This window comes from Enterococcus sp. DIV0175 (assembly GCF_050529075.1).
Classification (GTDB): Bacteria; Bacillota; Bacilli; order Lactobacillales; family Enterococcaceae; genus Enterococcus_B; species Enterococcus_B thailandicus.
Map to the genome: position 1 here is coordinate 2,599,001 of NZ_CP172880.1, position 11,837 is coordinate 2,610,837.

12 protein-coding genes are annotated in these 11,837 nt (G+C 37.1%); 2 read left to right on the forward strand and 10 right to left on the reverse strand.

What is annotated here, in order from left to right:
- The first annotated feature begins 47 nt into the window (after positions 1–47).
- Positions 48–863, forward strand: coding sequence for a pyrroline-5-carboxylate reductase (gene proC, locus IGJ76_RS12295; RefSeq protein WP_067484643.1), 816 nt, complete (start codon positions 48–50; stop codon positions 861–863).
- 42 nt (positions 864–905) lie between these two features.
- Here proC and rny read toward each other — a convergent pair whose 3' ends face one another.
- From rny to yfmF, 8 genes are all read right to left on the reverse strand, one after another.
- Complete coding sequence (gene rny / locus IGJ76_RS12300; protein WP_067484639.1) at positions 906–2,462, reverse strand: ribonuclease Y; 1,557 nt, start codon at positions 2,460–2,462, stop codon at positions 906–908.
- Between the two features lie 495 nt (positions 2,463–2,957).
- Complete coding sequence (gene recA / locus IGJ76_RS12305) at positions 2,958–4,004, reverse strand: recombinase RecA (RefSeq protein WP_067484637.1); 1,047 nt, start codon at positions 4,002–4,004, stop codon at positions 2,958–2,960.
- A 104-nt stretch (positions 4,005–4,108) separates the two neighbouring features.
- Positions 4,109–5,353, reverse strand: coding sequence for a competence/damage-inducible protein A (locus tag IGJ76_RS12310; RefSeq protein ID WP_075491445.1), 1,245 nt, complete (start codon positions 5,351–5,353; stop codon positions 4,109–4,111).
- Positions 5,354–5,450: 97 nt separating this feature from the next.
- On the reverse strand, positions 5,451–6,029 hold the full coding sequence (gene pgsA, locus IGJ76_RS12315) for a CDP-diacylglycerol--glycerol-3-phosphate 3-phosphatidyltransferase (protein WP_067484631.1): 579 nt from the start codon (positions 6,027–6,029) through the stop codon (positions 5,451–5,453).
- 154 nt (positions 6,030–6,183) lie between these two features.
- A complete protein-coding gene (locus tag IGJ76_RS12320) occupies positions 6,184–7,068 on the reverse strand; it encodes a helix-turn-helix domain-containing protein (protein WP_071869015.1) in 885 nt (294 codons plus the stop codon).
- Positions 7,069–7,090: 22 nt separating this feature from the next.
- Positions 7,091–7,816, reverse strand: a complete 726-nt coding sequence (gene ymfI / locus IGJ76_RS12325) for an elongation factor P 5-aminopentanone reductase (RefSeq protein ID WP_067484622.1) — start codon at positions 7,814–7,816, stop codon at positions 7,091–7,093.
- Between the two features lies 1 nt (position 7,817).
- The gene (gene yfmH / locus IGJ76_RS12330) at positions 7,818–9,110 is read right to left on the reverse strand and encodes an EF-P 5-aminopentanol modification-associated protein YfmH (RefSeq protein ID WP_067484618.1); all 1,293 of its coding nucleotides are present in this window, start codon (positions 9,108–9,110) and stop codon (positions 7,818–7,820) included.
- Positions 9,103–10,371 (reverse strand): EF-P 5-aminopentanol modification-associated protein YfmF, encoded by a 1,269-nt coding sequence (yfmF, locus tag IGJ76_RS12335; protein ID WP_067484616.1) that lies wholly within the window; start codon positions 10,369–10,371, stop codon positions 9,103–9,105. Before yfmF ends, yfmH begins: the two co-directional genes overlap by 8 nt.
- A gap of 151 nt (positions 10,372–10,522) precedes the next feature.
- Here yfmF and mscL point away from each other — a divergent pair, with 151 nt between their 5' ends.
- Positions 10,523–10,984 carry a large conductance mechanosensitive channel protein MscL gene (gene mscL, locus IGJ76_RS12340; protein WP_430596649.1) on the forward strand — a complete coding sequence of 154 codons (462 nt, stop codon included), beginning with the start codon at positions 10,523–10,525 and terminating at the stop codon, positions 10,982–10,984.
- A gap of 39 nt (positions 10,985–11,023) precedes the next feature.
- Here the strand turns inward: mscL and IGJ76_RS12345 are convergent, their stop codons facing one another.
- Together IGJ76_RS12345 and IGJ76_RS12350 are read right to left on the reverse strand one after the other, a co-directional pair.
- Positions 11,024–11,455, reverse strand: a complete 432-nt coding sequence (locus IGJ76_RS12345) for a GNAT family N-acetyltransferase (protein ID WP_067484610.1) — start codon at positions 11,453–11,455, stop codon at positions 11,024–11,026.
- Positions 11,456–11,541: 86 nt separating this feature from the next.
- Entirely contained in the window at positions 11,542–11,787 is a 246-nt protein-coding gene (locus tag IGJ76_RS12350) for a Veg family protein (protein WP_067484607.1), read from the reverse strand.
- Positions 11,788–11,837: the final 50 nt, after the last annotated feature.

An 11,837-nucleotide genomic window follows, 5' to 3' on the forward strand; every position in this document is an offset into this window, starting at 1 on the left:
ATTCCTAACAAACAAAGCTATTCTAAAATCAAAAGGGAGGAAATAAAATGAACATTGGATTTATTGGAACAGGAAATATGGCACAAGCAATTATTCGTGGGCTACTTGAAAAAGAAACTTTTTCAAAAGATGAAATTTTTGTTTCGAGTGGCCATTTTGAAAACGCACAAGCCTTTGCCAAGCAAACAGGAGTCACTGCTTGTCAAACAAATCAAGAAGTCGCTGAACAAGTAGACATTCTTCTACTCGCAGTAAAACCTAAAATTATTTCAACCGTACTTCATGAACTACAAGACTATAGTCAAAAAATTCTTTTTATTTCTATTGCATCTGGCACAACTTTAAATGATCTTGAAACAGCCTTAAATAGCTCGCAAGCTGCGATAATTCGCGTCATGCCAAATGTCAATGTCAGCGTTGGTGCCGGAGTTTCTGCCATTTGTAAAAATTCTGTTGCTACCGAAGAACAATTCGCACACGCAACACGAATCTTTGAAGCAATCGGGAGCGTCTATCCTTTAGCCGAAGCAGATTTTAGTGCTTTTATTGGCTTGGCTGGAAGTTCTCCTGCATTTGTTTACATGCTCATTGACGCTATGGGAAGAGCCGGGGTGTTCAATGGCTTACCAAAAAAATTAGCCACCGAAATCTCTGCCAAAGCAATTTTAGGTTCGTGCGAAAAATTCCTTGAGAGCAATGAAAATCCTTGGGAATTAGTTGACCAAGTTTCCTCTCCAGGAGGAACAACAGTTGCCGGGGTCGTTGCACTTGAAGAAGCTGGGTTTATTCCAGCAATCATCAAGGGAATCAATACTACCATTGAAAAAGATCAAGAAATGCTTGCACAAAAAAATCAACAATAATGAAAAAACGACCAATGACTAAAATAGTCATTGGTCGTTTTTTTATTTAGCGTAATCTGTTGCTCGTGTTTCGCGAATAACAGTTACTTTAATGTGTCCAGGATAATCTAATTCTTCTTCAATTCGCTTACGAATATCTCTAACCAAACGAACTGCTTCTAAGTCAGAAATTTCTTCAGGTTTTACCATTACACGTACTTCACGTCCTGCTTGTACAGCAAAACTTGAATCTACGCCGGCAAAACTATTAGAAATATTTTCTAAGTTTTGAAGACGACGAATATAGTTTTCTAAAGATTCGCTTCGTGCACCAGGTCGAGCGGCTGATAAAGCATCGGCTGCAGCAACAAGTACTGAAATAACCGATGTCGCTTCCACATCACCATGGTGAGAAGCAATCGCATTGATAACCACTGGATTTTCTTTGTATTTGGCAGCTAATTCTGCACCAATCTCAACATGAGAACCTTCAATTTCATGGTCAAGTGCTTTCCCAATATCATGTAGCAAGCCTGCTCGTTTAGCTAATTGGATATCTTCGCCTAATTCTGCAGCTAAAATTCCAGATAGTTTAGCAACTTCCACTGAATGTTTCAACACATTTTGACCATAACTTGTTCTAAAACGTAACCGTCCCAAAATCTTAATTAAATCTGGATGGAGTGTATGTGCACCAACTTCAAACGCAGCCTCTTCTCCATATTCGCGAATACGTTCATCCATTTCTTTACGTGATTTTTCAACCATTTCTTCAATACGAGCTGGATGGATACGCCCATCTTGAATTAATTTTTCCAACGTCATTCTTGCGATTTCTCTCCGAATTGGATCAAAACCAGAAAGAACAACTGCTTCAGGAGTGTCATCGATAATCAAATCAATTCCTGTTAGTGTTTCTAATGTGCGAATGTTACGACCTTCTCTACCAATAATGCGACCTTTCATCTCATCATTTGGCAAAGTAACAACTGATACTGTGGTTTCAGAAACTTGATCTGCCGCGCAACGTTGAATAGCTAATGAAAGCAAGTTCTTCGCTTTACGATCAGCCTCTTCTTTTGCACGCTGTTCAGATTCTTTCACCATAACAGTTAACTCATGATTCAACTCTTCCTCGGTTGACTTCATGATAACATCCTTTGCATCTTCTTTAGATAAACCAGCAATTTTCTCTAACTCTTTTTGTTGATCTTCAATCAATTTTTCAACGTCTTGTTCTCGCTCTTCAATTAATTGCTGTTTTGAACTAAGTATTTCTTCTTTGCTTTCAAGTGAGTTCTCACGTTTTTCCAATGAGTCATCTTTACGATTCAATGTTTGTTCACGTTGAATCAATCGATTTTCTTGAGATTTTAATTCTAATTTGCTTTCTCTCAGCTCACTTTCAACTTCAGAACGATATTTCTGATTTTCTTCCTTAGCTTCCAACAATGCTTCTTTTTTTAGAGTCTCTGCTTCTTTCTTTGCACTGTCGATAATACCCACAGCTGATGTTTTTGCACCAGCTATCTCTTTTTCGTGACGTGACTTCGCAACGACCAACCCTAAACCAAGACCGACAATTAAACCGATGATAGCGAGGAGAATGTTGAATACCATAAAATCCACCTCCATACTATCTTTTTCATTTTATCAATCACGTAGTTTTTCTGATAAACTATTTTAATCTTATCAATATGCCTACTTGCATATGTGCACAAAAAGTACACAAGTTTATTCTAATGTTTGTACCCCTTAGTGTCAACTTTAAATAAACAAAGAAACTGCTTTCTAAATTTATATTAAACGGTGGTTTTTTATCATTGCCAACAGAAAGAGGTCTTGATAGCACTTGGTTTATTCGCTAGACTTAATCCTTTTTTCTTTTCACAGATAAAAGTCAAGTTTTCGATTATTTCCGTTGAACTAGATAACCGCAACTGTTATATCCGAATGCAAATTGTCCTATAAATATAAATTAACGATTACAAATGTTCTTTTATTTTTGAGAAAACCTCTTACTCTTGATACTCTTGATGAAGACTCTAACTTCTAGTTTCACCCTCGACAAAAAAGGTCGAGACAGTTTGTCCCGACCTTTGAAAATCAAATTCATTATTCTTCTGTTAAAGGTAATTCTTCCTGTTCAGGTTTTTCCTCTGTTTCAATACCTTCACCAATTCCATAAGCTTCGCGAACCAAGCCAGAAATTTCATTCATCATTTCTGGGTGAGTAGACATATAAATTTTTGCATTTTCGCGCCCTTGGCCGATACGATCTTCTTTATATGAATACCAAGCACCACTTTTATCAACGATATCTTTTTCTACCGCCATATCAAGTAGTTCTCCCTCTTGTGAGATTCCTAGTCCATACATTACATCAACTTCTGCTACTTTAAATGGTGGTGCAACTTTGTTTTTAACTACCTTAATTTTCGTACGGTTTCCGACAATATCTGTCCCTTGTTTCAATTGTTCTGCACGACGTACTTCTAAACGAATCGTTGCATAGAACTTCAATGCACGTCCCCCAGGTGTTACTTCTGGGTTACCAAACATTACGCCTACTTTTTCACGAATTTGGTTGATAAAAATCGCAATTGTTTTTGTTTTATTAATTGAACCTGATAATTTACGCAAAGCTTGGGACATCAAACGAGCTTGTAATCCAACGTGAGCATCACCCATTTCACCATCAATTTCTGCTCGTGGAACTAACGCTGCTACTGAATCGACAACAACGATATCTACTGCACCACTTGAAACCAATGCATCAGCAATCTCTAATCCTTGTTCACCTGTATCTGGTTGTGATAACAACAATTCATCGATATTAACGCCTAATTTTTGGGCATATTGAGGATCCAATGCGTGTTCAGCATCAATAAAGGCTGCTGTCCCACCATTTTTTTGTACTTCGGCAATTGCATGAAGTGCAACCGTTGTTTTACCAGAACTTTCTGGCCCGTAAACTTCGATGATTCTTCCTCGTGGATAACCACCTACTCCCAATGCTACATCTAAAGCAAGTGAACCACTTGGAATTGTTGAGATTTGTTGGTCGATTTTCTCGCCCAATTTCATAATAGAACCTTTACCATAACTTTTTTCAATTTTCTTTAACGCAGCATCTAAGGCCGCTTTACGATCATCTGCCAATACGATAATCCTCCTTATATTCACATTAACAACGTCATTTCAATACAATTATCATAGCGGTTTTAGAATTAAAAAGCAAGAAAAACCGAACAAATATTCGCATTTTATTTTTTTCTTAAAATCCGCTTACGTAACATATTCAGACCTTCCATTACCGAGTTGCGACGAATTGCTTCACGTCCGCGCGTAAATTGAAACTTAGTTGCACTTACTTCCTCAGCTGAAGCTACAGCAATCCAAACTGTTCCGACCGCTTGGTTTTCAAGCATACCTGGTCCTGCAACGCCTGTAAACGATACCGCATAGTCCGTTTTCGCTAACTTTCTTGCTTGCTCAGCCATTTTTTCGGCACACTCTTGACTCACAGTTCCATATTTTTCCAGAAATTGCGGATCGATGTTTAAAAAATCGGCTTTTGTTCCTTCTGAGTATGTCACGAATCCTCCAGGAAAAACTTCAGAAACACCGGAAAGTTTTCCTAATGTTGCTTGAAACTCTCCTGCAGTTAAACTTTCAGCAGCAGTTACTGTTTTCCCTCTTTCTTTTAGCAAATCGACCACAACTTTTTCTAACGAATTATCATCTCCATAGCCATAAAAATATTCGCCCACCCGTTCCTGAATTTTTTCTTCCAGTGCAAGCAATGCTTGATTACCGGCATGAATATCATTGGTTTTAACCGTTAAACGTAAGGTAACTTCATTTGGTTTCGCATAAGGTGCAATCGTCGGATTAATTTGTGTTGAGATTAGTTCGGCTAGTTCTGTAACTAATCGTGATTCACCAATGCCATAAAAACGTAAGACGCGTGAAATTAATTTTTCTTTTGAAGGAAATTTTTCGATCAATAATGGACGCACTTGCTCAATGAACATTGGTTTCAGTTCACTTGGTGGCCCAGGGAGCAGGATATACGCATGAGATTCTTCTTGGATAAATGTCCCAACAGCTAGCCCTGTACGATTTGGTAAAACAATACCTCCTTCAATAGTTTGTGACTGTTGCAAATTATTCGCAGTCATTTTACGCTTGGTTGTTTCAAAAAACTCTAATAATTTTTGATAGGCTTCTCTGTCTTGAACCAACCCTTTACCCAAATGGTCAGCGGTTACTTCTTTGGTTAAGTCATCCTCTGTAGGACCTAACCCACCACACAAAATAATTAACTCGCTTCGTGACTCTGCTAAGCCTATCAACTCATCTAGTCTTTGTTTGTTATCCCCAACAACTGTCTGATAGTAAACTTCAATACCAAGATCTGCTAACTGCTCAGCCAAAAAAGTTGCGTTTGTATTGACCACTTGACCAAGAAGTAGCTCTGTTCCTACTGCAATAATCTCTGCTTTCATAAATTTTCCTCTCCCTAATAATTAATACGCTATAACGAAAATATTTTTTTATTTAAAAAAAGCTTGGGACAAAATTGTCACCAAGCTTTTATCGAAATTACATTGAGCCTTTAAACACAGCACTATTTTTGGCAAAGTAATCAACACCAGAATAGATTGTGAATACTAAACAGGCATAAAGCATAATTTGATCTAATGGAAGACCAATCAAGTTAAATGGAATGTTATTGATAAGCAACAAAATGATTGCAACCATTTGAGTAGCAGTTTTCACTTTTCCAGGCCATGCAGCTGCCATTACTTCACCATGTTCAACTAATAATAGGCGTAAACCTGTTACCGCTAATTCTCGGCAAACAATAATCGCAACAACCCATGCTGGTGCTTTATCTTGACCAACTAACATAATAAATGCTGTCATAACTAACATTTTGTCTGCTAAAGGATCGGCAAATTTCCCGAAGTTTGTTACTAAACCTTGAGAACGAGCAATTTTCCCGTCAAGCCAGTCCGTAATACTTGCAATTGCAAAAATGATTGCTCCAACTATCTGTGTTACAGCAACAGTTGTTGTTCCCACCGTCAATTGTCCCCAATCCAAAGGTACTCCTACAACAAGGATAAAGATTGGAATCATACAAATTCTTAATACAGTTAATTTATTTGGTAAATTCACACTATTGCACTCCTTTCTTGTTCATTTTACGTGAGTCTCACTAAAGTTTCCACAGAAATAACTTACTTTTTTCACTCACGAAAAAAATTATTCATTTTACTATTGAAAAACTGCAATAAAAATCGAGTGGATTTTTATTGCAGTTTTGTTTGAATTATTCTGCGTATTGGATAGCAAGGTTAACGTTTTTGGGACTTAAATTATTTTCTCCAGCATTCACTGGAACATCTTCCCCATTTGCTTTAATTGAAATATTGCTTGCTGCACCAATTGTCACAACTGCATTAGGCACATTAGCAGCAATCTGTGTACTCTGTGATTCACCAGTTGCAAGTGTTCCTTGGTAAACATACGCACCATTAACCATCACACCTACCCACACACGATCTTTCGCTGTGAATTCCAGTGTTAAAGGCTCCGTTGCATCAATAATGTTCACATCAATTGCATTCGTTGTATCTGTACCAGCAGTAATCGTCATCTTCTTTTCTTCAGTCGTGGATTCAACTGTCGAAGATTGTGCTGACGTTGATTCACTTGATTGTGAGGATTGCTTTGTTTCCTCAATTGATCCATCGACTGTCATTGATGAGCTCGCTTCACTAATAATTGGTGCCGCTTGGCGATCTTGCCACGTCATATAACCAACAACAATCACGATTGCAACTGCAACCAATCCTAACAAAACAACAGGCAGACTTGTCCAAAATTTACTTGGTTTAAATTCTTCTTGGTGCATTGCTTTTCGTGAACCACTCACAGTTTCTGGCTCTGGTCTTTTAATTTCTGAGCCATCAGATAATTTTCTTTTTCCATCGAAAACATCCACAAGTTTATCGCCATCTTCTCCAACAGCTTGCGCATACTGACGAATAAATGCACGTACATAAAACTTACCAGGAAGTTGATCGAATTCGTCGTTATCGATTGCTTCAAGGTAACGTTTTTGAATTTTTGTAATTTGTTGTAATTCGTCTAAAGATATTTTTTTATTTAGACGAGCTTGCCGTAATTTTTCCCCAATGGTTTCAAAAGCCACTCGTTCATCTTCTCCAGTCTTTTTATTCTAGCCAACCACCCGTTACTGGTAGTGTAATTCCGGTGACATAGGCCGCTTCTTTTTGTAATAAAAATGTGACAGCAGCAGCAACTTCTTTTGGCTGAGCTAGTCTTCCTAGCGGGATTGCCTCTTTTAATTCCGTTAATTCTGTCTTAGACCAGTCCTGATTCATCGCTGTTGCGACAGCTCCTGGCGCTATGACATTGGCCGTTATTCCTAATGTTGCAACTTCTTTTGCATATGCTTTAACAAATGCTTGTTGGGCACCTTTAACAGCACTGTAAACTGTTTCCATACTGCTTCCTTGCATCCCGTAAACAGAACCAATAAACACAATTCTGCCATAATCAGACCGAGCAAGTTTTGTTTCTAGCCTTTGCAAAAGCAATAGCGGAGATTTCACATGAATTTGCCAAAGCTGATCCATGTCTAATTCCGTATACTCCTTAAACAAAGCATATTTCGTAAATCCTGATGCAAAAATGACACTGTCAACTTGAAATAATCCTTGTGTAAATTTCGGTATTTCTTCCATGCTTAACATGTCTAAGGATACCATAAAAAAATCTTGCAGCGGATAACATTTTTGCAAGTCTAAAACGAAATTTAATACTTTTTTTTCATTGCGATGATAGTGACAATACAATGACCAGCCCTCTTGCGCCAACTGACGACAAATCGCTTCACCAATATCCCCACTAGCTCCCATAACTAACGCCGTTGGCATCTCACTCACCCTGTGGTTCCATATAAAACTCACTAAACGTCTCTGCCACTAAAAATGCCGAACCAACAGCTAATACATCAGCTAATTGGATTGATTCGATCACTTCTGGCAAATCAAATAAAGTATACGCACCATAAAGACTTTGGGTAAATTGGTTAGCAATATACTCAATGGAGTTAAGTGATTGGAAGTATTTCCCTAACATTTTTTTCTTCAATAATTCAAGATTTTTTTCATTTACTTCTGGATCTTTCTCAAAACCAAGAATGATTTTCCGTACTTGCTGCGCAGCAAGTTTTGGTTCATCCGTATCACCACTAAAATCAGCAAAATGAAATTCACGATCTAAACTAAATTCAAAACCAAAACTGTCATCAATGATTCCTTCATTGTAAAGTTTCAAATAGTTTTGGGAAGTATTTCCTAGCAGTAATTGGAATAAGAGATTCAATGCTGTTTTATAGCGCATCAATTGATAGCCATCTGCTGGCAACTCGTCAACACCTTTAATTCCCAATACGAATTTTTTACGTGTCACAGCTGCTCTCAGACGACTTTCCTCGATAATTTCATCATTATTTTCAGGGAAGTATCGCTTGATTTCTTGTGCTGGTGGAAATTCTTTACTCATTTGATTTTCTTTAATAACTTCCATTAGTTTCTCTGGATCTAAATTTCCAACTAAAAACAAAACCATATTACTTGGCTGATAAAACGTGTGATAACAAGTATACAAATCATCGGCAGTAATTTTGTCGATGCTATCAACCGTCCCTGCAATATCAATGTGTAAAGGATGGTTTGGATATAAGTTATTCAAAATACCAAAAAATAGACGCCAGTTAGGATCATCTTCATACATTTGAATTTCTTGTCCAATGATTCCTTTTTCTTTGTTGACTGTTTCCTCAGTAAAATAGGGTGCTTGTACAAAGTCCAATAGTGTCAATAAATTTTTTTCCACTTGATCCGTCGTTGAAAACAAATAACTTGTTTTGGTAAAACTAGTAAATGCATTTGCAGACGCACCTTGTTGTCCAAACAATTGGAAAACATCTCCGTCTTCTTTTTCAAATAATTTGTGTTCTAAGAAATGGGCAATTCCATCAGGTACCTTTATCTTTTCAGTTGCTCCATAAGGAATAAATTCATTATCGATTGAGCCATAATTAGTGCTAAATAAGCCATAAGTTTTGTGGTACTCATTTTTTGGCAACAAGTAAACGGTCAATCCATTTGGTAGCACTTCATGATAAAGCGTTTCATTAATTTGTGAATACTCGGTTTTATTCATTCATGCTTCCTCCATCTAAAAAGAAAATTGCTTGAAGCTCTACTTGATCTGCAATTTTTTGAACATCTTTGATTGTGATACTTTCCAGTCGAGCTAGCCACTCGTCATCTGTTAATTTGGTTTCTGGTAGCCAGTTATCTAAATAAGTCGATTCAATCGCTGCTTGAGGTGCATCAAGTGATAGCAAGTATTGATTTTTCAACATTGCTTTTGTTTGAGCTAAATCAAGGTCAGTGATTTCTCCATTTCGTAAACTTTCTAATTGTTTATGAATCAAATGTAAAACTTTTTCGCGATTTTTCCCATCAATGCCTGTTTGAACAGTCATAAATCCACGGAACGTGTCCACACTGCTAGAAGCATAGTAAGCCAAGCTTTCTTTTTCGCGCACATTCATAAATAATTTTGAATGCGGAAACCCACCAAACAAACCATTGAACACCATTAATGAAAAACGCTCAGGTTGGTTGTAATAAACATTGGTTTGATAAGCTAAGTTTAACTTTGCTTGTACAACAGATTCATGCATTTGGCGTTCTTTGATTACATTTGATTGTGGTTGCGCATAAAAAATTTCTGGGTGTACAAATTCGCGGTCAGTAAATGGTAATGTTTGAATTGCTTCAGTAACTTCCGTCTCATTCACATCTCCAATTACAAAAATGTCGACTTGATCTTCCGCTAAGACTTTCTGGTAATACGTAGCAAGTGACTCTGCTGTAATTTCTTTTAAGTCTTTTACTGTTCCAAAACTAGGGATTCTTTGAGCATCTGTTTGCTCAAAGTAAAGACGTTGTAGTGCTAATGAAGCTAAGGTTTGCTTATCTTCGTCCAAACTTTCTAAATAAGTTTTCAAATTATTTTTTTCTAAATCAAACGTTTGATTATCGAACTGCCCCGCCACAATATTTGGTGCAAAGATAACCTCTTTCAAAAAGTCAACAACTTGGAGCAGAATCTTTGAGTCATTTACATAATCACCATTAACAAAACTGATGCCTGCGTTCAGCCAATGCAAATTTCCTTTTTTGCTTACATTCCAGCCAAAACTTGCACCATATAATTCAGCTAATTTCGCGCTAAGCTGTGTTTGATCTGGATAGTTTAAGCTATTTGTTTCTAACAAACTGCTCAGTAATGACCGTTGCGTAATGACTGCTCGATCAAGACGTGTTGTGAATCGAATAAAGATTCGAATCGTTTTATATTTTTTTGTTTGCAGGACATGTAAATTCACGCCCTCCGCCAATTTATTCGTCATAAGTCGTTGTGCTCCTTTTATCGTTACAGTTGTTTCTAGTATAGCATAGAAGGTTAATATTCAAGCATTTCGCGAACAAAAGCGTTTATTGTTTTTATATTTTTTTATTCTTAGATATACTAAGGGTAAGGAAAAAGAAAGTAGGGGTTTTATGATTAAAGAATTTAAAGAGTTTATTATGCGTGGCGACGTGCTCGACCTAGCTGTTGGGGTTGTTATTGGGAGTGCATTCACGGGAATCGTTAATCAAATCGTAGAAGGATTGATTACACCATTAATTGGTTGGATAGTTGCTCTTGTCACTGGTACTTCTGATTTGGACGGAGCATTGTCTGTATTAGATGTCACACCTGTCAAAGGCGTAACTTTTTCATTTGGTAATGTTGTTAGTGCTATTATTACATTTTTAATTACAGGTTTTGTTTTGTTCTTAGTGGTCAAAGCAGCCAACAGTGCAAAAGATTTACGTAAAACAGAAGAAGAGGTTCTTGATGAGCCAACTGCTGAACAATACTTAAGTGACATTCGTGATTTACTGGCACAACAAGTAGCTGAAGATAATGGTCGTTCAACACTTCAAGCAAAAGTAGAAGACGAATCAACCATAAAATAAAAAAACTTGAAACAACAAGATTTGTTGTTTCAAGTTTTTTTATTTTTTCATATCAATATGAGGAATGTCATCTTCCAAATAAACATCGGAAATGGCATTAAAACCAAATGATTCGTAAAACGAACGTAGATAATCTTGTGCACCAATAATAATTGGCGTATTTGGATACTTTTGTTCAATAACTTCCAACGTCCGTTGAACAATTTGCTTACCTAATCCCGATTGACGATGTTCCTTGGCTACCAAGACTCGACCAAAATGAACAGCATCTTCTTCTTTGTAAATTCGTGTGTAAGCTGCTACATTTCCTTGCTCATCTGTCAGAAACGTATGCAATGCCTCAGGATCGATTTCATCCACTTCTTGATATGGACAATTTTGTTCGACCACAAAAACGGCAATTCTTTCTTTTACTAGCATATAAAATTCTTTTGTCGTTAATTCATCAAATGTTTTCACTTGGTAATTCATTCAGTAGCCTCCTAACAAGTTTTCTTTTTATAGATTACTTGTTCAAAAATAAAAAAGCAAACGAACCACACAAGGCCCGTCAGCTTTTAAACTGCTTCTGTTAAAAATTCAATCTCTACTGTACGAGTTAATACATCAGAGTAGCTGTAAGACACTCGTTCAAAAGAGTTTTCTTCAGGATCTAAGTCAACGACAAATACTGAAGGATAGGTTTCTGTTAAAACGCCGCGGCGTTCTGTTTGACGCTTTCTTCCTGTCTGAGCAACCAACATGATTTGGCTGCCGATACGACCTTCTAAATCTTTCTTGATTGTAGCTAAAGTTGTTGGCATACAGTTCACCTCGTTATCGATTATAACAGATAGTCCAAAACTTTTCAAGT